Below are 17,775 nucleotides of genomic sequence, written 5' to 3' on the forward strand. Positions count from 1 at the left end.
GGCTCAGCGCGGCTTGCGCCACACGAGGGAATAGCGCCACAGCAGGTGCCTGCGGAACACGGCGCCGGGCAGCAGCCGCAGTGCCTCGTCCCGGACCTCGCCCCACGTCATGTCGGGATCCATGACCGGGGCGCCGGGGTTGCCTGCGCGCCCCCGGTTGCGGAGCCGGTGGACGTAGTGCGCGGGGAGGCCGGTGGCAGCGTACGCCCGGTCACGGAGCCCCTTGTTGTTCGCCAGCCCGATGACCACGAGGTTGCCGCCCGGCCGGACGGCGCCGCGCATCGCCGACAGGCCCTTGGCGAAGTCCATGTGGTGGATCGCGGCGACACTGCAGACGAAGTCGTAGAAGTCCTCCGGCAGGTCGTATTCGAGGAGACCCGCCTCGACGAAGTCGACGTTGCCGGCGCCCCTGCTCGACCGCGCCGCCTCGGCGACCATGTCCGGCGACCGGTCGAGACCGGTGACATGCGTCGCGCGGGGCGCGAGGCGGCGCACCAGCAGGCCGTCCCCGCAGCCGACGTCCAGCGCCTCCCCGCACCCGCGCGGCACGTTGCGCAGCACGACACCGTGGTAGTGCGTGTTGTGGTTCCAGTAGTCGCCGGTCATCGTCACCGCCGGGTCAGGAGCGCGGGTCGCGGCGGAGAGGGTGCCCCGCCGGCACCTCCACAATAACGATCTTGACGCCGTCGGGGTCCTCGATCCACATCTCGACCAGTCCCCACGGTTCCTCCCGCGGCTCCCGCGTGACGCGGGCACCGGCGGCCGCGAGCCGTTCGTGCTCGGCCCGGACGTCGCGGACCTGGAGCCAGAGCATCGGCGACGCCCCGGCCCCGCCGTCGCCGTGCCCCGACACCTCCAGGAAGCCCGGACCGAGGAAGAACACCACGCCGGGAGAGTCGGCCGGGCCGAACTCCCGGTACACGGCGAGGCCCAGCACGTCACGGTAGAAGCGCCGGGTGCGCGCCGGGTCGCCGGAGCGAAGCAGGATGCGGCTGCTCAGTACGTCCATGCCACCATCCTGACCCCGGCGCCGCCCGGCGCGCGCACCGGCGCGCCCGGTGCCGGCCCGGGTCAGTCCGCGAAGCTGGCGCGGTAGGTGGCGGCCATGTCCTCGTCGCCGTGCCCCTGCTCGATGGCACGCCGGAAACGCTCGCCCGCCGCGTCGTTCACGTCGACGCGGACGCCTGCCGCCTCGGCGGAGTCGTGGATGAGCCGGGTGTTCTTCTCGGCGTTGCGGACGGCGAAGCTCGGCTCGAAGTCGCCGTCGAGCATCGCCTTCATCTTGGTCTGCAGGTAGGGGCTGTCGAGCGGGCCGCCGGTGAGGACCTCGCCGAGCAGGGACGGATCGAGTCCGAAGCCCTTGGTCAGCGCCACCGACTCGGCGACGACCGAGGTCAGCGAGATGGCGTAGCTCACGGCGGCCAGCTTGAGCCGGGTGCCCGCGCCGCTCGCGCCGTCCTCGTCCAGCCACACCGTCTTGCCGCCGACCGCGTCGAAGACCGGCCCCAGGGCCTTGCGCGCGTCCTGCGGCCCGGCGGCGAGGACGACGAGCCTGCCCTGCTCGGCGGGCTGCCTGGTGCCCTGGACGGGGGAGTCGACGAACGTCAGCCCGTGGTCGGCGGCGAGCCGCGCCAGCGCGGGCACGTCCGCGACGCCGACCGTGCCCATCTGCGCCCAGACCTGCCCGGCGCGCAGCGCGGGCGCGGCGTCGTTCATCACCGCCAGGGCCGTCTCCCCGTCGTTCAGCATGGTGATGACCACGTCGGCGTCCCGGACGGCGTCGGCGGGGGAGGCCGCGACGGCGGCGCCGTCGGCGGCGAGCGGTTCCGCGCGGGCGGCCGTGCGGTTCCAGGCGGCGACCCCGTGGCCGTTCCTCAGCAGGTTGCGGGCCATCGCGGCGCCCATGATCCCGGTGCCGAGCACTGCGACCTGAGTCATCTGCCCCTCCTTTTGGACTGCTTGATACAGAATGGTGCGGGGACAACATTCGCACATCACGGCCTGATGCGCATCCGCAGGAACCCCTACCCGTCCGGAGGCGGGAATGCCTCGCCGCGCCGTCCGATCGGGCGGCGGCCGGCCGGGCCGGTCAGCCGTAGGCGGGGCTGTCGCCGGGCGCGTCGGCGTACACGGCGGTGTAGGGCACGGCGAAGGCGTCGAGGGTGCGGTCGAGGTGGGCCGACCACCAGCTCACGAGTGTGGATGGACCCCGCTCGCCCGCGCCGTGCCCGCCCAGGTAGCGGTGCCGCAGCGGCGCGACGTCGCAGAGCCGCTCCCACCATTCGCGGTGCACGGCCGACTGGATCTGCCCGGCGTCCAGCGGGAAGGCGGAGCGGTGCCCGCGCACGAACGCCTGGACGCGGTCGAGATCGAGGCCGCGCTCGTCCTCGCAGGCGAACAGCCGTGCCGCCGAGCGCACGACCTCCCCGGCGACCGGGCCCGTGGTGAGGCCGCCCCAGCCGAGCACGGCGGTGACGTTGCCCGACCCGCCGTAGCGCAGGTGCTCGGCGTGGAAGGAGCCGTGCAGGTGCCCGACCGTGCTCACCTCGACGTCGGGCGGCTGGTGCCCGGCGAACTCGGTGAGCAGATCGCGGCGTTCGCGAAGGCGGCGCGCGGTCAGCGCGTCGAAGTCGGTGCCGCCCCCGCCGTCCGGGACGTCGCGCAGCGTCGCCTCGACGGCCGCGGCCGCGTCGGCGGCCCGCGGCGCCGGCACGAGCATGCTCTGCTGGACGGGCGGCGTGAGCTCGTCGAGCGCGGCGTGCAGCCGTCCGAGCAGCTCGCCGAGGGCCTCGCACTGGGCGAACGTCAGCTCCAGGCCGCCGCGGCCGCGGCCGCCGACCCACGGGTACAGGGCGTATCCGCGGCCGGCGGCGGTGACCAGCGTGCGGCCGCCGCGCGCCGGCACGGGCGCGAGCACCGGAAGACCGGCCGCGTCGAGCGCGGCCGTGACGCCGTGCTGGAACAGCACGCGGCGCCGGTCGGCGCCGGCGTGCTCCCTGAGGAAGAACGCGCCGCCGGCCGTGTCGACGCGCCAGCTCCGGTGGCCCTGCCCGGTGGCCGGCGGGGTCCTCACGTCCGGCGCGCCGATCTCCCAGCGTTTCAGCAGCCGGGGCGGGAGAGGCTCGGCGCCGGGCCCGCCGTCCGCCTTCGCCTGCCCGCTCCCGTCGGCCCGGTTCGCCGCGCCGGCCCGGTGTTCGGTGTCAGCCCTGTCTCTGGCGTCAGCACTCTGGGACGTCGGCACCTCGGCACCTCGGCTGCTTCGGACGGACGGCGGTCGAATGGATGTTCTACGCCGACGCTACACGTCCCGGCCGTGGCGCGAAAGTGAACCGCGCGGTCCGGCGCCTCAGGCGCGTTCGAGGACGACGACGGGGATGTCGCGGTCCGTCTTCTTCTGGTACTCGTCGTAGTCCGGCCAGGTGGCGGTCATCTTCCGCCACAGGGCGGGCTTCTCCTCCGGCGTCGCCGTGCGGGCCCGAGCGGTGAACCTGTCGCCCTTCACCTGCACCTTCACCTCGGGGTTGTCCCGGAGGTTGAGGTACCAGAGCGGCGGGGCGTCCGCCCCGCCCTTGGACGCCACGACGAGGTAGGCGTCGCCTTCCGGCTGGTAGATGAGCGGCGTCGTGCGCTCCTTGCCGCTGCGCCGCCCGGTGGTGGTGAGCAGGAGGGTGACGGTGCCCTGCCAGTCGTGTCCCTCCGCGCCGTCGGTCTCCTGGTACCGCTCGACGTGTTCCTTGCCGTACAGCATGGTTTCCCCTCACTTTGCCATGGCCATAAGGGCGCTCTTCTGCAACCCGCGGGTCGGAGCCGCCCTTCTCGGGATCACTACCCTGGCGTGGTGGATGATGCGGCGGAGGTGGCGCGGCGGTGCGCCGAGACGATGTACGCGCAGGACAGGGTGGCGCAGGACCTCGGCATGCAGATCACCGAGATCGCACCGGGGCGGGCGCGGCTGCGGATGACGGTGGCCGGCACCATGGTGAACGGGCACGGGATCGCTCACGGCGGCTACCTGTTCCTGCTCGCCGACTCGGCTTTCGCCTACGCGTGCAACACCTATGACTCCGTGACGGTCGCGGCGTCGGCCGACGTGGTCTTCGTCGCGAGCGCGCGCGGCGGTGACGTCCTGGAAGCGACCGCGGTCGAACGCACCCGGTACGGGCGGAGCGGCATCTACGACGTCACGGTCCGCCGCGTCCCCGGCGGCGAGGTCATCGCGGAGTTCCGCGGCGGGAGCCGCAGCCGGGACCAGCGCGTCCTGGACGGCGGCGCGCCCTGAGGCGCACGGGTCACAGCTCGTCCAGGACCCTGGTGAGGTAGCGCGAGGTCTCGTCGGGACGCTCGGCGGTGATGCACAGGTTGTTCATCGCGCGCATGTAGGTGTCGACGTCGGTCGGCTTGTCGAGGTAGAGCGCGCTGGTGAGCTGCTCCAGGTAGACGACGTCGGACAGGCCGGGCTCGGCGAAGCGCAGGATGGTGAACGGGCCTCCCGCGGCGGCGTGCCCTCCCGCGCCGAACGGCACGATCTGCAGCGTGACGTTGGGCAGTTCCGACACCTCGATCAGGTGCCGGATCTGTTCGCGCATCACCTCGCGGCCGCCGAGCGGACGGCGCACGACCGCCTCGTCCAGCACGGCCCACAGGGTCGGCGCCTCGGGGGAGGTGAACCGCTCCTGCCGGGTGGTGCGGACCTGGACGCGGCGCTCGACCTCCTCGTCACTGGCGTCGGAGTACCCGAGCCGGACGACGGCACGCGCGTAGTCCTCGGTCTGCAGGAGCCCGGGCACGAACTGCAGCTCGTAGGTGCGCAGCAGGGAGGCGGCCTCCTCCAGCCCCAGGTACACCTCGAACCAGCTCGGGAGGATGTCGCCGTACCGGTGCCACCAGCCGGGGGTGTTGGCCTCCTTGGCGAGCGCCAGCAGCGGGGCCCGCTCCGCGGGATCGGAGACGCCGTACAGGGTGAGCAGATCGGCGACGTCGCGCTCCTTGAAGCCGACCCTGCCCAGCTCCATCCGGCTGATCTTGGAGTGCGAGCCGCGGATCTCGTAGCCCGCCTGCTCGGTGGAGATGCCGCGCGACTCGCGCAGCCGCCGCAACTGCGCGCCGAGGAGAATGCGCAGGACCGTGGGCCCGCCGCGGCGCGGATAATCGATCAGCCGTCCGGCCGGATCACCTTCGGACGGAGGTGTTGGGGCAGCTGAATCCTGGGACAAGGGGTCACCAGCCAGTCGACGGGTCTGCTCGTGGGCGGAACGGCACCGCCCTATGTTAGAGGATGCGCGGACGATTTTGGGAAGTTGGAATACCGCCTTGCGGTCCGGGTGCGCCCGAACGGCGGTTGACGTGCGCGAAGCCGCCGCAGAGTCCCGTGACCAGTGCTGTCGGTGGCGGTGCGGCTGCGGAACGTTGCAGTGTCGTTGCATCCGAGTTGGCCCGGTGGTCATTTTCCCAGCCTCCGGGCCGCGGTTGGCGCACGAATTGCGGATCGCTCTCCCGCAATGCGGGCGGGCCAATCCTGACAGGCCATTTCGCTGCCGGTCGCCGTCTCCGTGAATGTCTCTGACCACTTATTTGGCGAGAACATTCCCCACGGTACGTACCGCGCGCTCGGTCCGCCGAGTGATGAAGCTCTCGTCCCGCGCGGGCGTGATCGCGGGCGCCCGCGGCGTTCACAGTGCAGAGCGGCGGCCGCGGTCGCCGGTTTCCGACAGGCGAGCACACCCCGCGCATCTGGGAGAGCACATGAACGCGACCCGTGAACGACCGGAGATCCGATTCCTGACCTCGGGCGACGTCTCGGCGCACGAGCGCGCGGCGGCCGAGCGGGCCGTCCGCGACGCGCTGGCCGGCGCCCGCGGCGTCACGTCCGTCCAGGTCACGCTGAGCGTGGTGGCCGACCGGTCGCTGCCGCGCCCCGCCCTGGCCCAGGCCGTCGTCGAGCTCGACGGCCGCCGCGTGCGCGCGCAGGCCGCCGCGCCCCGCATCGACGAGGCCGTCGACATGCTCCGCGAGCGCCTGGCGATCCGGGCGAGCTCCCTGCAGGCCGGCTGAGCCTCCCGAAGACGAGCCGGCAGAACGATCGGCGGCGCCCCGCACGGGACGCCGCCGTCGATGGCTTCCGGGACTTCAGGCGTCGCGCCTGGTGAGGACGAGGGCGGCCAGACCGAGCGGCACGAGCGCGTACGCGAGCAGCAGGCCCGTCGCCGCGCCGGGGGACAGCAGATCGCCGTAGATGGAATTGTTCGCGCCGAGCCCCGCCATCTGGGCGGGCAGGCCACCGGGCATGACCGAGCCGGCGCGCTCGTTCCACGGCGGCGGCAGGTGGAAGACGAGCAGCGGCAGGACGTGCCACAGGAACACCACCGACACGAGCGTCCCCGCGGTGGAGCGCAGCAGCACGCCGAGCGCCAGGCCGAGCAGCGCGAACAACGGCACCGCCGTCCCCTCGACGAGGAAGCCGGGCAGGTCGTGGACGAGGGACGCGTGCTGGTCCGGGAACGGGCGGTCGCCGATGACGAGCCGGGTGCCGAGGAACGAGCCGACCGTCGCGGCCTCCCCGGCGAGCAGGGCGACGGCACCGACCACCACCGCCTTGGCGGGCAGCAGCGCGCTGCGCCTCGGGAGCACGGTGAGGGTCGCGCGGATCATCCCCGTGCGGTACTCCGACGTGACGGAGAGCGCGCCGAGCACCGCCAGGCACAGCGACGCCACCCATGTGCTGAGCTCCTGCAGCGGGCGCAGCAGGAAATCTTCACGGCGATCAGCGGAGAGACCGTCCCAGACCTGCGCCATCTGGATCGCGAGAAGGACGGTGAACCCGGTGAAGGCCGCCGTCACGGCCAGTATCCAGGAGGTCGAGCGGATCGAGCACAGCTTGCGCCACTCGGCGGCGACCGCGTCGACGATCACGCGTCCCTCCGCGTGAACGAGAAGGCGCCGGCTCCGAGCGCGACCACCACGTACGTCACCAGCAGCGCGATCGCGGCGGACGGCGCCAGCACGCCGTGGACGTTCGACGAGCCCGGCGCGCCCGCGATCTGGTTGGACAGGCTGCCGGGCAGCGCCGACCAGATCCTCTCGTCCCACGGCGACGGCAGCAGCTGGGCGAGACCGGGCGCCACGAACAGCACGGCCATCCCCGCGGTGATCGTTGCGGCCGTGGAGCGGAGGACGGCGCCCAGCCCGAAGGCGATGAGCGTGACCGCGGCCGTCGTCATGCCGAGCCACAGCAGATGGACCGCGACGTCCGGCACCGGGCCCCGGAACGTGGCCACGGGACGATCGCCCACGATCGCGTTCCCGGCGGCGACCCCGGCCGCGAGCGCCGCCAGCGACGCGGCGAGCATCGTCGCCGCCGCCACCCCGCCCTTGGCCGCGTACAGGGCCAGGCGGTTCGGCAGCACCGCCAGCGTCGTCCGGACCATGCCGTGCGTGTACTCCGACGTGACCGTCAGCGCCCCCAGCACCACCGCGCACACCGGCAGCGCCACGGCCAAGGGCTGCTCCGCCGGGGCCGCCTTCGCCGTCGCCTTCCTCGCGGCCGGCAGACCGTCCCAGTAGCGGGTCACGTACCAGGACCACACGAGGCAGAGCAGCATGAACGCCGCGACCGTCCCGAGGACGGCGAACGTCGAGCGGATGGTCCGGAGCTTGTACCACTCCGCGGCGAGCGCCTCGATCACGGCGCCACCGCCCCGAACTCGGTGCTCTCCGCGGTCAGTTCCATGTAGGCCTCCTCCAGCGAGGCGCTGTGCGGCGTCACCTCGTGAAGCGGGATCCCGTGCGCCGCGGCCGTGTCGCCGATGGCGGCCACGTCCAGCCCGGCGACCGTGAGAGCCCCGCCCGGCGCGGACTCGACCAGGCCGCCCGCCGCGGCGAGCACGGCGGTCAGCTCCGCCGGGCGGGGCGAGCGGACCAGCACCCCGCGGCGGAACCGGTCCGCCAGTTCCCGCACCGACGTGTCCGCGATCAGCCGCCCGCGCCCGATGATGACCAGCCGGTCGGCCGTCAGCTCCATCTCGCTCATCAGATGGCTGGAGATCAGGATCGTCCGGCCCTCGGCGGCCAGCGCCCGCATCAGCTCCCGTATCCAGCGGACGCCGTCGGGGTCCAGGCCGTTCACCGGCTCGTCGAACATCAGCACCCCCGGATCGCCCAGCAGCGCCGCGGCGATCCCGAGCCGCTGCCGCATTCCGAGCGAGAAGCCGGCGACCCGCTTGCGCGCCACCCCGGCGAGCCCCACCTGCTCCAGGACCTCCGTCACCCGCCGCGTCCCGATCCCGTTGCTGCGCGCCAGCCAGCCGAGATGGTCGAACGCCCGGCGCCCGCCCTGCACCGCGCCCGCGTCCAGCAGCGCTCCCACCTCGCGCATGGGCCGCTTCAGCGCCGCGTACCGTCCCCCATTGACCAACGCCTCCCCGGACGCCGGACGGTCCAGGCCCAGCACGATCCGCATCGTCGTCGACTTGCCGGCCCCGTTCGGGCCGAGGAACCCCGTCACCGTCCCCGGCCTCACCGTGAAGGACAGGCGGTCCACCGCGGTCGTGCCGCCGTAGCGCTTCGTCAGCTCGCGTACCTCGATCATGTGGTCGAGCGTCGTGCACGACCGGCCCGCGCACATCGGAACGTGGGCGGGAACCATGCGTGCGACCGTGCTCCGAGACGGTCCCGCCGCCTCCACCCCCGGTATGACGGCCGCCGGCCTGAGGCGCGGTCATCGGCTCTGCCGCTACCGTTCGTGACGTGGACGAATCCGAGCTGCGCTCTCCGCTCCCGAGGCTCAGCCGACGCGGCCTCATCGGCCTCGACGCCGGGGCCGCGCTCCTCTACGCCCTCGTGCTCCTGGTGCTGCCGGCGGACACCGCCGCCTCGCCGATCCTCGTCCTCCCGCTCGCCGTCGCGGCGGCTCTGCCCCTCGCGGTGCGGCGCCTGTGGCCCGTCCCGGTCTTCGCCGCCGTCCTGTCCGCCTCGACCGCCACGCTGCTCCTCGGCCTGCCCTGGGACACCTACGCCGCCGCGGGGTTCGCCCTCTACCAGGTCGCGCTCACCCGGCGCCGCCGCCGCTGGATCCCCACGCTGCTGATCGGCGTGGTCAGCGCCGTCTTCATCTTCGCCGGCGCCGTCGCCGGCCCCGTCGGAGCGCAGGCCGAGATCCTCGGAAGGCTGCTGCTCGGCGCCTCCGTCCTCGGCGCGTCCTGGACGCTCGGCCGCGTCGTCCGCGAACGCCGCGCGCACGCCGCCCACGCCGCCCGCCGTCTCGCCGACCAGGCCGTCTCCGACGAGCGGCTCCGCATCGCCCGCGAACTCCACGACGTCGTCGCGCACAGCATGAGCCTCATCGCCGTCAAGGCCGGCGTCGCCGTCCACGTCGCCGAGGCCCGTCCCGAGGAGGCCCTCGACGCCCTCCGGGTCATCGAGACCACCAGCCGCGGCACGCTCACCGAGATGCGCCACCTCCTCGGCGTCCTGCGCACCGGCGCCGCCGACGCCGACCTCACCCCGTCCCCGGGCCTCACCGACCTGACCGGCCTCGCCGAACGCGCCGCCATGGCCGGCGTCCACGTCGCCCTGGACGTCGACGCCGGTGAACTCCCCGACGGCGTCGCGCTCTCCGCCTACCGCATCGTCCAGGAGGCGGTCACCAACGTCGTCAAGCACGCGGCCCCCGCGCGCTGCCGCGTCCGCGTCAGAGCCGACGGCCTGCGAATGCGCATCGACGTCACCGACGACGGGCCCGGCGTCCGCGTCCTGCCGGGCGGCGACGGGCACGGTCTCATCGGCATGCGCGAACGCGTCATGATGTACGGCGGCGACTTCTCCGCCGGCCCGCGTCCCGAAGGCGGCTTCGCCGTGTCCGCCGCCTTCCCGTACGACTCCTAGGAATCCCGTTGGATCTGAGCGTCCTCGTCGCCGACGACCAGGCCCTGCTGCGCGGCAGCTTCCGCGTCCTGATCGACACCGCGCCCGGCCTGCGCACCGTCGGCGAGGCCGGCACGGGGGCCGAGGCCGTCGAGCTGGCCGGGCGGGAACGCCCGGACGTCGTCCTCATGGACGTCCGCATGCCGGAGATGGACGGCATCGAGGCCACCCAGCGCATCTGCGCCGGAATTCCGGGCGTCCGGGTCCTGATCCTCACGACCTTCGACCTGGACACCTACGTCTACTCGGCGCTGCGGGCCGGAGCGAGCGGCTTCCTGCTGAAGGACACCCCGCCGGCCGACCTGCTGTCGGCGATCCGCGTGGTCGCGTCCGGCGAGTCCCTGCTCGCACCGTCGGTGACCCGGCGGCTGATCGCCGAGTTTGTCCGCCGCCCCGGCCCCGCGCAGCCCCCGCCGACCGGACTGGCCGCCCTCACCGACCGCGAGCGCGAAGTCCTCACCCTCATCGCCCGCGGCCTGTCCAACACCGAACTCGCCGAGCACCTCCATCTGAGCCCCGCCACCGTGAAGACCCACATCGGCCACCTGCTCGCCAAACTCCACGCCCGCGACCGGGCCCAACTGGTCATCACCGCCTACGAGACCGGGCTCGTCCGCGCCCGATGACCACCGCCCGAACCAGACCCGGGCCCGGACGGGACGGGGATGGGGACGGCGGGAATCCACCTGAGTTACCGAAACGTCGGAATCCAAGGTGCGGGGCTTGGGACTACCTGGCCCGCAGGTGCGCGGCTCGAAGCGCGACGGTCGGGGTGGCGGTCAGAGCAGGGCCGGGGCCAGGCGTTCGTACTGGTCGGCGGCCGAGGCCAGGTCGGGGGTGAACACCGTCACGCAGACGTGGTCGGCTCCCGCGTCGAGGTGCCCCTGGATCCGTTCGGCGACGGCGGCCTCGTCGCCCCAGTTGAAGCAGGCGTCGATCACCTCGTCGGAGCCACCGCCGGAGACCGCTTCGTCCCCGTATCCGAGCGCCTTGAGCGAGCGGCCGTAGGGCGAGCCCGGAAGCGCCAGCATCTGGGTCCCCCTCGCGAGTCCGCGCGCCTTCACCGGATCCGTCTCAAGGATGGCGGTCTGCATGACGACGAGCAGTTTGTCGTCGCCGAGCCTTTCTCGGGCCTGCCTGGTGTGCTCGACGGGCATCGCGGCGGGGAGTGCCCCGTCCGCGCGGTCCCGGGCCAGTTCCTGCATCTTCGGGCCGAGGGCCGCCAGCAGCCGCGGGAAGGGCTTCTCGGGCACCGGTGCCGCTTCGACGGCCGCGTCCATGCCGTCGAGGTACTCGCGCATCCGGGTCAGCGGGCTGGTCCACTTCTGCCCGCTCTGCTCCACGATCGCCCCCATGCTGACGCCCACGCCGAGCGCGAGCCGTCCGGGGTGGGCGTCGGCCAGGACCGACGCGGCGCCCTGCATGGCGGCGGGATGCCGCGCCCACAGGTTCGCGATCGCCGAGCCGAGAACGATCCGCTCCGTCGCGGCGAGCATCACGCTCAGCTGCGTGAACACCTCCCGGCCGCCGATGGCCTCGTTCACCCAGATCGCCCCGTAGCCCGCCCGCTCCACACGCTGCGCCGCACTCCGCCATGCGTCGGCCGGCGCGATGGGCGTCACGAGCCCGACGCCGATCCTGCCGAGCCCGGCCCGCGCCTCGTCCACCGCCGTCATCGGTCCTCCTATAATCGGAACGAGCAACCCGCTTGGGACGTTACCGGAACGTCCGCCCCGTTTGTCAACCGATGAAGGAGGCGCCGGGTGAGCGGACGGCCCCAGCGCGCCGACGCGCGCCGGAACCGTGAACGCATCCTCGAGGCCGCGTTCGAGGCGTTCGCCGCGGACGGCCGCCTCGTCCCGCTCGACGACATCGCCCGCCGTGCGGGTGTCGGTGCCGGGACGGTCTACCGCCACTTCCCGACCAAGGAAGCCCTGTTCCAGGCGGTCGTCACGGATCGCGTCGAGCGGATCGTGGACGAGGCGCAGGCCCTCGTCCACGCGGAGGAGCCGGGGGAAGCCTTCTACGGCTTCCTCATGTGGGTCGTGGAGCGCGCGATGTTCAACCACGCCCTGTGCGACGCCTTGGCCGCGGACCTGCGAGCGCTCGACGCCTGCCGCACGGACGAGCAGTTCACCGCGGCTCTGGCCGAGCTGCTTCGGCGGGCGCAGTCCGTCGGCGAGGTCCGCGCGGACGTGAACGTGCACGACGTTCGCACCCTCCTCGTCGGGGCCATGCTGATGGAACGCCGGCAGCGCCCCGAGGGCGGTCCCGGACGCATGACGGCACTGGTGTGCGACGCCCTCCGTCCCGTAACGAAAGGAGACGAAACATCGTCCGGGGAGCGTAACGAAAGACGGTGCGAGGTGTGCGGGAAGCCGCTGACCTCGGCGCCGACGGGACGTCCCGCCCGCTACTGCGCCGCCGCCTGCCGCCAGAAGGCCCACCGCCGCCGGAAAACCGCTTGAGCCGCGTAGGACTCCCGCGACACGCTGGCCAGATCATGCGCACACGCGAGATCCGTGCCTGTTACGACCGCGACTCGATCACCGTCTACCAGGCGTACGCCCCCGAGATCGGCGTCCCTGCCGCGAGGCACGGCACGTTCGTCCCGCCGTTCTCGCGGAGCCGCATGACCTGGATCAAACCGTCGTTCCTGTGGCTCATGGCCCGCAGCGACTGGGCGCGCAAACCCGGCCAGGAGACGATCCTCGCCGTCCGGATCGCCCGGGCCGGCTGGGAGGAGGCGCTCGGGCTGGCCGTCCCGACCGATCCCGACCGCCGCGTCTTCCGGAGCTCCGAGGACTGGCGCCGCCGGTTCGCGGAGGCGGTCGTGCATGTCCAATGGGACCCCGAACGCTCCCTCGACGGCCGGAAACTCGAAGCGCGCAGCATCCAGATAGGCCTCAGCCGCCACATCGTCGACCGCTACGTCGACGACTGGGTCCTCGGCATCGAGGACCTCACCCCGCTGGCCCGCAAGATCCAGGGGCTTCACAAGGCCGGGCGGATACCCCAGGCCAGAGCCCTGCTCCCCAAGGAACGCCCCTACCCCTTGACACCTGCCCTGACCGACCGCATCGGAGCGTCCGAGGAGCCGACGACCGCGCGTCGCGCCTAGTCAGCCTCGCGGCGCCCGGTTCCACTGCCGGCCGGGCGGTCCGGCCAATGCCGGGGGCCACGTTCCGCGGGTGCGCCCGCCATCCGGAGCATCTCACTGGCAAGCTTCGAAAGCGTCCCCCGAGTAGTGGCGGACGATCCGCATCATCGTGCGCGATAAGCCTCCAGGCGATCGGCGAGTTCCCGAGGCCGGCTCAGCGCGACCAGGTGTCCGCCGGGCATCTCGTCCACGGTGATTCCCAGCCGTTCGCCGACCACCCGCCGCTGGAACTCCAGCGGAAAGAGGCGGTCGTCGCGCGCTTGCAGGAACACGGTCGGAGTGCTGGGCCACTTGTGGAGCGGCCAAGGCTCCGCGAACGGGGTGGACGACTGCGGGGGCTCCTGCGCCAGCGCGACGGCCTTGACATCCTCCGGCACGTCGTGGAAGAAGCACTCCTCGACGTCGAACTCCGCGGACGGCGCCCGTCCCTCGCGGGCCGCCTGGTCGGACATCGCCTTCGCCTGGCCGGTGTTCCCCCACCAATCACCGCCCGTCTCGCCCGGCGACGGGGCCATGGCGTTGAGCAGCACCAGCAGGTCGACCGGCAGCCGCTCGCAGACGAGCGGTGCCGTGAGGCCGCCCATCGACTGCGCCACCAGGATGATGTCCGTCCGGTCGCCGATCGCCTCGACGACCGTGTCGGCGTATTTTGACAAGCCTGCAGCGTCATCACCGGCTGGAAGCTCGACGGCCACGGCCTCGTGCCCTCGCGCCCGCAACTCCGGCACCAGACGATGCCAGTACCAGGCCTGTCCGCCCGCGCCCGGGATGAGTGTGTAGGTCGCCATGTTCATCGTCCTCCGTAGTGCGGCGGCAGCGAGACTAGCGAGCCCCGCGGACATTCCTTCCCACGAAGTCCTGAGCTAGGAGCCGGATACGTCTGACTGCCAGGACTCGCCCCGGCGTGTCGCTCGCTTCGAACGTGTGTTCGGGCTAGCTTGTCGTCTCGTGCTGATCGATGAACCGGTCTCGGCGGAGACCACGCCCACGGGCCGCCCCTCCCAGATCACCGGCCCCCGAGGTCGCTACCACGTGCGCCGAGTCCTCGAAGAATGGCAGGCCCCGGGCCAGGCGAGGTTCTACCGCCTCCAGGTGGCGACACCGGACGGCCCCGCGATCGCCGAGGTCATCGCTCCCCATAAGCCCGGTCCGTGGACCCTCCACCAAGTCTGGCCCTGACCCTCCCAGACCAGTACACGCCTTCCTCCCCGCAACTCGGCCGTCCCGAACGCCCCGCGCCCTCTCGCGCGGGGCGCTCGTCATCCTGGGGCTGGGTGTACGCACCTGATCGGACGTGTCAACGTCCCAGGCGCGTGGGGGTGTCGGCACGGCGCCGACACAGATTCCGGACTCCGACTTCGACCAGTCCGGTGGCGACGCCGACCCGGGCGGTGGGCCGGGCGCGAACGGCCCACTATGCCGACCAACGCCGTTTCGGCAGGCGTGGTCTGCGTGGCCTCGCGCTGCCGTGATCAACAGATCTTGATCGGCCTTCTTGTACGGTGCGGGCCTTGGCATGGCGTGCGCAGGAGGCGAGGATCTGCGCCATGGATTTGCTGGAGACTCTGGTCGGCAAGGGGTTGCGCCGTGAGCCGCTGTCCCGGGCCGAGGCGCTCGCGGTGCTGGAAACCTCCGATGACGAGCTGCTGGACGTGGTGGCCGCCGCCGGCAGGGTACGCCGGCACTGGTTCGGGCGCCGGGTCAAGCTGAACTATCTGGTCAACCTGAAGTCAGGGCTCTGTCCTGAGGACTGCTCGTACTGCTCGCAGCGGCTGGGTTCGAAGGCGGAGGTCCTGACCTACACCTGGCTGAAGCCCGGCGAGGCGGCCGCGGCGGCCGGAGCGGGCGTGGCCGGTGGCGCCAAACGCGTGTGCCTGGTGGCCAGCGGGCGCGGCCCGACCGACCGGGACGTGGAGCGGGTCGCCGACATCATCGCGGCGATCAAGGAACGCGACGAGGATGTCGAGATCTGCGCCTGCCTCGGACTGCTGTCGGGCACGCAGGCGGGGCGGCTGCAGGGGGCCGGCGTCCACGCCTACAGCCACAACCTGAACACCGCCGAAGCCGCGTATGCGGACATCTGCACCACGCACGAGTTCGGCGACCGGGTCGACACCGTGCGGCAGACCAAGGCGGCGGGCCTGTCGGCCTGCTCCGGGCTGATCGCCGGTATGGGGGAGAGCGACGCGGACCTCGTGGACGTGGTGTTCGCGCTGCGTGATCTGGACGTGGACTCGGTCCCGGTGAACTTCCTGATCCCGTTCGAGGGGACGCCGATGGCCGGGAAGTGGGCCCTCACCCCGCAGCGCTGCCTGCGGATACTGGCGATGGTGCGTTTCGTCTGCCCGGACGTGGAGGTGCGTCTCGCCGGCGGGCGGGAGATCCATCTGCGGACGCTCCAGCCCCTCGCGCTGCACGTGGTCAACTCGATCTTCCTGGGCGACTACCTGACCAGCGAGGGGCAGGCGGGCAGAGCAGACCTCGACATGATCGCCGACGCGGGCTTCGAGGTCGAGGGCACGGCCACCACCACGCTGCCCGAACACCGAAGGCGATCGAAGCCCCCCGCGTCCAATGACGAACCCGAACGAGAGCGCACCGGCGACGCCCGCCCTCCGCAAGCCTCCCGGCCGGCCCGAGCCGACCTGGTGACGGTACGCCGCCGCGGTGCCGGCACCGACCTGCCCCCCAACGCCTGACCCGCGCAACCCGTTCCCAGCGATGCCCTGAAAGCCGACCCCCACCGACCCAAGGCCAGGACACCCCAAAGCGTGGCGCTTCTGCGGGCTGTGTGTCCCGGGGGGTGTGACGCTTGCAGGGAGTTGGGGCGTCTTCAGGGGCTGGGTGCATCGCCGTCCGCTGCGCTCCGGGGGCGGGTGCGTGCGGTCTTGGTCGAGGCGGGCGTAGCAGGGTGCCGTGGGTGAGTCTGAGGGCGGTCGGCTGTGCATTGACCGGTCCTGTAGCTCAGAGGGTCAGTGGGGGAGGCGGAGGACGAGGCGCTTGGAGAAGGCTCCTCGTTCCGCCGCCTTGGCAGCGCGTTGCTCTTCCAACTGCTCGGGTGTGAGGCCGTGGAGGGCGGCGAAGGCGTGAAGCACCTCCAGGAGGTCGGCGAGCTCCGCAGGATCGTTGGTCGCGAGGTACTCGCCGGCCTCCTCGTAGAGCTTGTTGCGCAGCAAGGCGGCCTGTTCCTCCCGGGTCGCGGCCCGGGTTTCCGGGGATCCGCCCGCATCCCGGATGATCTCGGGGATCCGATCGCGGACGAGCTTCTCGGGTCGGCGCCCGTCCCTGGTCTGGTGCACGGTCGCGCCGTGCCGCCGGTCCAGGGACTGGACCCACTTGAGAGCGACCGCCGCCGTCTGGACCAGTTCGTTACGGAGGCTTCGCGGGTCGGATTCGGCCAGTGACTCGTAGAACTCCTCGGTGAGAATGTGCCGCCACGTCAGCTCGCCACGCGCCCATGCCGCGGCGCATTCCTGTTTCGCCTCCTCCGCACGCGCGGTGAAACCCGGGCCGGTGCCGTCAGGGAACTCCTGGACGCCCCACATACGGTCTTGGGCCTCACGTTCTGCGGCCACATCCGCCAGCGCCCTCGCGAGTGATCCCGGTGCGTGCTCGTTCTCCATGCCCGATGACGTTAGCCACTCGGACGGCCCGCCATGGCGTGGTCCGGTTCGCAGCTGAGCAGTTCATGCAGGATGGGCGGGAGTTCGTCCCACAGCCATTCGTTCAGCGTGCCCGGAAAGTCCGCGGGCGGCCGTACGGCCAGGCGATGGGGCGTCACCTCGGAGAGGGAAACGGCGAGGGGGCCGTCGTCCCACATGGGATCGCGGTTGCCCCAGAAGGCGGAGAAGTCGGCGCTCGTCAGCAGCAACTCCGCGGGCAGGGCATGCTCTCCCGGATGCCTGCCGAGTGGCAGCAGCCGTTGGGCGGCGGTGCGCAGGACGTTGAGCGCGGCCAGGTCGTGCGGGCAGGCGACGTTGGTGATCTGCAGTTCGGGCAGGCCGAACCGGCACAGCCCCCGGGTGGTGAGGTAGACGCAGGCGCAGCCGTCGATGTCGTCCTCGTCGGCTGCGCAGCGGCCGGAGTTCCTGTAGGGCGGCAGGCTGGCGCCGAGCCAGTCGTCGGCTAGGGCGAACTCGTCGAATCTTCCGAAGGGCACGACGGGTAGGACCTGGCTCGACACGGGGTCCACGAGCACGCCGCAGACCGATTCGGCGATCGCCTTCGCCGCGGCGCGGGCGAGGTGAGGCCCCAACGGCAGATCACCGGCGGGCAGGACCGAGGTGACGCCGATGTGCTGCGTCGCCTGGCGGAGCCTCTCGGTGTCGTCGGCGTCCGGCCCGGTGACGCCGGAGAGGTCCCACGGTGAGTTCACGGCGGGGTGGCAGGCGAGTGCGAGTCGGGGAGAACCGAGCCGTTCCGACATCGCCGCCGCGAAGGAGCCGGAGAACCTTCGCAGGATCGCCGCCGACAGGTCGCCGGGGTTCCTGTCGGTCGCGACGACGAAATCGGCGGTCGTCTCTTCGGGGACCGTGATGGTGACGCGCATTGCAGCCTCCTCGTGGCCGGTGGACCGGCGTGCGAGGTCCAGCATCGAGGAGGCCGCCAGGCGAGCCGAGGAGAACGAGATCCTGTGGATAACCGCCGCCTGCGTCGCGGAACGGCCGGGGCCGGCGGCAGGCGGCAGCCTTCCGGTG

General features: G+C 72.2%; 21 protein-coding genes. 8 read left to right on the plus strand and 13 right to left on the minus strand.

The genetic code is table 11. The annotated features are described in order from the left end of the window. Window positions 1-3 precede the first annotated feature (3 nt). The 5 genes from BJ999_RS17970 to BJ999_RS17990 form a co-directional block, all read right to left on the minus strand. Window positions 4-606, minus strand: a complete 603-nt coding sequence (locus BJ999_RS17970; protein WP_179834364.1) for a class I SAM-dependent methyltransferase — start codon at window positions 604-606, stop codon at window positions 4-6. A 13-nt stretch (window positions 607-619) separates the two neighbouring features. Beyond that, window positions 620-1,009 (minus strand): VOC family protein, encoded by a 390-nt coding sequence (locus BJ999_RS17975; protein WP_179834365.1) that lies wholly within the window; start codon window positions 1,007-1,009, stop codon window positions 620-622. Window positions 1,010-1,071: 62 nt separating this feature from the next. After that, entirely contained in the window at window positions 1,072-1,938 is an 867-nt protein-coding gene (locus BJ999_RS17980) for an NAD(P)-dependent oxidoreductase (protein WP_179834366.1), read from the minus strand. A gap of 151 nt (window positions 1,939-2,089) precedes the next feature. After that, window positions 2,090-3,241 carry a phosphotransferase enzyme family protein gene (locus tag BJ999_RS17985; RefSeq protein ID WP_229810697.1) on the minus strand — a complete coding sequence of 384 codons (1,152 nt, stop codon included), beginning with the start codon at window positions 3,239-3,241 and terminating at the stop codon, window positions 2,090-2,092. A gap of 105 nt (window positions 3,242-3,346) precedes the next feature. Then, window positions 3,347-3,748 (minus strand): nitroreductase family deazaflavin-dependent oxidoreductase, encoded by a 402-nt coding sequence (locus BJ999_RS17990; RefSeq protein WP_179834367.1) that lies wholly within the window; start codon window positions 3,746-3,748, stop codon window positions 3,347-3,349. Window positions 3,749-3,838: 90 nt separating this feature from the next. Here BJ999_RS17990 and paaI point away from each other — a divergent pair, with 90 nt between their 5' ends. Beyond that, on the plus strand, window positions 3,839-4,279 hold the full coding sequence (gene paaI, locus BJ999_RS17995; protein ID WP_308427296.1) for a hydroxyphenylacetyl-CoA thioesterase PaaI: 441 nt from the start codon (window positions 3,839-3,841) through the stop codon (window positions 4,277-4,279). 10 nt (window positions 4,280-4,289) lie between these two features. Here paaI and BJ999_RS18000 read toward each other — a convergent pair whose 3' ends face one another. After that, window positions 4,290-5,156 carry a helix-turn-helix domain-containing protein gene (locus tag BJ999_RS18000; protein WP_179838629.1) on the minus strand — a complete coding sequence of 289 codons (867 nt, stop codon included), beginning with the start codon at window positions 5,154-5,156 and terminating at the stop codon, window positions 4,290-4,292. Window positions 5,157-5,742: 586 nt separating this feature from the next. Here BJ999_RS18000 and BJ999_RS18005 point away from each other — a divergent pair. Next, entirely contained in the window at window positions 5,743-6,051 is a 309-nt protein-coding gene (locus BJ999_RS18005) for a hypothetical protein (RefSeq protein WP_179834368.1), read from the plus strand. Window positions 6,052-6,126: 75 nt separating this feature from the next. On the opposite strand, the gene BJ999_RS18010 is transcribed toward BJ999_RS18005, so the two are convergent. The 3 genes from BJ999_RS18010 to BJ999_RS18020 are packed head-to-tail and all read right to left on the minus strand — an operon-like array spanning window position 6,127 to window position 8,584. Beyond that, entirely contained in the window at window positions 6,127-6,909 is a 783-nt protein-coding gene (locus BJ999_RS18010) for an ABC transporter permease subunit (protein ID WP_179834369.1), read from the minus strand. Then, window positions 6,906-7,682, minus strand: coding sequence for an ABC transporter permease (locus BJ999_RS18015; protein WP_179834370.1), 777 nt, complete (start codon window positions 7,680-7,682; stop codon window positions 6,906-6,908). The genes BJ999_RS18010 and BJ999_RS18015 overlap by 4 nt, the downstream gene beginning before the upstream one ends. Beyond that, on the minus strand, window positions 7,679-8,584 hold the full coding sequence (locus BJ999_RS18020; protein WP_179834371.1) for an ATP-binding cassette domain-containing protein: 906 nt from the start codon (window positions 8,582-8,584) through the stop codon (window positions 7,679-7,681). Before BJ999_RS18020 ends, BJ999_RS18015 begins: the two co-directional genes overlap by 4 nt. A gap of 158 nt (window positions 8,585-8,742) precedes the next feature. Here BJ999_RS18020 and BJ999_RS43610 point away from each other — a divergent pair, with 158 nt between their 5' ends. Beyond that, on the plus strand, window positions 8,743-9,879 hold the full coding sequence (locus tag BJ999_RS43610) for a sensor histidine kinase (protein WP_218935114.1): 1,137 nt from the start codon (window positions 8,743-8,745) through the stop codon (window positions 9,877-9,879). An 8-nt stretch (window positions 9,880-9,887) separates the two neighbouring features. Then, on the plus strand, window positions 9,888-10,544 hold the full coding sequence (locus tag BJ999_RS18030; protein WP_218935115.1) for a response regulator: 657 nt from the start codon (window positions 9,888-9,890) through the stop codon (window positions 10,542-10,544). Between the two features lie 153 nt (window positions 10,545-10,697). Here BJ999_RS18030 and BJ999_RS18035 read toward each other — a convergent pair whose 3' ends face one another. Next, window positions 10,698-11,594: a TIGR03620 family F420-dependent LLM class oxidoreductase gene (locus tag BJ999_RS18035; RefSeq protein WP_179834372.1), complete on the minus strand. Its 897-nt coding sequence runs from the start codon at window positions 11,592-11,594 to the stop codon at window positions 10,698-10,700. 87 nt (window positions 11,595-11,681) lie between these two features. On the opposite strand from BJ999_RS18035, the gene BJ999_RS18040 reads away from it, so the two are divergent. Together BJ999_RS18040 and BJ999_RS18045 are read left to right on the plus strand one after the other, a co-directional pair. Then, the gene (locus BJ999_RS18040; protein ID WP_179834373.1) at window positions 11,682-12,386 is read left to right on the plus strand and encodes a TetR/AcrR family transcriptional regulator; all 705 of its coding nucleotides are present in this window, start codon (window positions 11,682-11,684) and stop codon (window positions 12,384-12,386) included. A gap of 35 nt (window positions 12,387-12,421) precedes the next feature. Then, complete coding sequence (locus tag BJ999_RS18045) at window positions 12,422-13,039, plus strand: DUF4291 domain-containing protein (protein WP_218935116.1); 618 nt, start codon at window positions 12,422-12,424, stop codon at window positions 13,037-13,039. A gap of 143 nt (window positions 13,040-13,182) precedes the next feature. On the opposite strand, the gene BJ999_RS18050 is transcribed toward BJ999_RS18045, so the two are convergent. Continuing rightward, the gene (locus BJ999_RS18050; RefSeq protein WP_179834374.1) at window positions 13,183-13,866 is read right to left on the minus strand and encodes an alpha/beta fold hydrolase; all 684 of its coding nucleotides are present in this window, start codon (window positions 13,864-13,866) and stop codon (window positions 13,183-13,185) included. A 160-nt stretch (window positions 13,867-14,026) separates the two neighbouring features. Here BJ999_RS18050 and BJ999_RS18055 point away from each other — a divergent pair, with 160 nt between their 5' ends. Both BJ999_RS18055 and bioB read left to right on the plus strand, forming a co-directional pair. Continuing rightward, a complete protein-coding gene (locus BJ999_RS18055; RefSeq protein ID WP_179834375.1) occupies window positions 14,027-14,257 on the plus strand; it encodes a hypothetical protein in 231 nt (76 codons plus the stop codon). Between the two features lie 368 nt (window positions 14,258-14,625). Beyond that, window positions 14,626-15,777, plus strand: coding sequence for a biotin synthase BioB (gene bioB, locus BJ999_RS18060; RefSeq protein ID WP_179834376.1), 1,152 nt, complete (start codon window positions 14,626-14,628; stop codon window positions 15,775-15,777). Between the two features lie 273 nt (window positions 15,778-16,050). On the opposite strand, the gene BJ999_RS42125 is transcribed toward bioB, so the two are convergent. Together BJ999_RS42125 and BJ999_RS18070 are read right to left on the minus strand one after the other, a co-directional pair. Beyond that, the gene (locus tag BJ999_RS42125; RefSeq protein WP_229810696.1) at window positions 16,051-16,701 is read right to left on the minus strand and encodes a nucleoside triphosphate pyrophosphohydrolase; all 651 of its coding nucleotides are present in this window, start codon (window positions 16,699-16,701) and stop codon (window positions 16,051-16,053) included. 11 nt (window positions 16,702-16,712) lie between these two features. Beyond that, the gene (locus BJ999_RS18070) at window positions 16,713-17,627 is read right to left on the minus strand and encodes a hypothetical protein (protein ID WP_179834377.1); all 915 of its coding nucleotides are present in this window, start codon (window positions 17,625-17,627) and stop codon (window positions 16,713-16,715) included. Window positions 17,628-17,775: the final 148 nt, after the last annotated feature.

The organism is Actinomadura citrea (assembly GCF_013409045.1).
Classification (GTDB): Bacteria; Actinomycetota; Actinomycetes; order Streptosporangiales; family Streptosporangiaceae; genus Spirillospora; species Spirillospora citrea.

What these genes read in the sequence shown, in the direction of transcription:
- BJ999_RS17970 (WP_179834364.1), bottom strand. Translation starts at nt 606, where the DNA reads ATGACCGGCGACTACTGGAACCACAACACGCACTACCACGGTGTCGTG.
- BJ999_RS17975 (WP_179834365.1), bottom strand. Translation starts at nt 1,009, where the DNA reads ATGGACGTACTGAGCAGCCGCATCCTGCTTCGCTCCGGCGACCCGGCG.
- BJ999_RS17980 (WP_179834366.1), bottom strand. Translation starts at nt 1,938, where the DNA reads ATGACTCAGGTCGCAGTGCTCGGCACCGGGATCATGGGCGCCGCGATG.
- BJ999_RS17990 (WP_179834367.1), bottom strand. Translation starts at nt 3,748, where the DNA reads ATGCTGTACGGCAAGGAACACGTCGAGCGGTACCAGGAGACCGACGGC.
- BJ999_RS18005 (WP_179834368.1), top strand. Translation starts at nt 5,743, where the DNA reads ATGAACGCGACCCGTGAACGACCGGAGATCCGATTCCTGACCTCGGGC.
- BJ999_RS18020 (WP_179834371.1), bottom strand. Translation starts at nt 8,584, where the DNA reads ATGATCGAGGTACGCGAGCTGACGAAGCGCTACGGCGGCACGACCGCG.
- BJ999_RS18035 (WP_179834372.1), bottom strand. Translation starts at nt 11,594, where the DNA reads ATGACGGCGGTGGACGAGGCGCGGGCCGGGCTCGGCAGGATCGGCGTC.
- BJ999_RS18045 (WP_218935116.1), top strand. Translation starts at nt 12,422, where the DNA reads ATGCGCACACGCGAGATCCGTGCCTGTTACGACCGCGACTCGATCACC.
- BJ999_RS18050 (WP_179834374.1), bottom strand. Translation starts at nt 13,866, where the DNA reads ATGGCGACCTACACACTCATCCCGGGCGCGGGCGGACAGGCCTGGTAC.
- bioB (WP_179834376.1), top strand. Translation starts at nt 14,626, where the DNA reads ATGGATTTGCTGGAGACTCTGGTCGGCAAGGGGTTGCGCCGTGAGCCG.
- BJ999_RS42125 (WP_229810696.1), bottom strand. Translation starts at nt 16,701, where the DNA reads ATGGAGAACGAGCACGCACCGGGATCACTCGCGAGGGCGCTGGCGGAT.
- BJ999_RS18070 (WP_179834377.1), bottom strand. Translation starts at nt 17,627, where the DNA reads ATGCGCGTCACCATCACGGTCCCCGAAGAGACGACCGCCGATTTCGTC.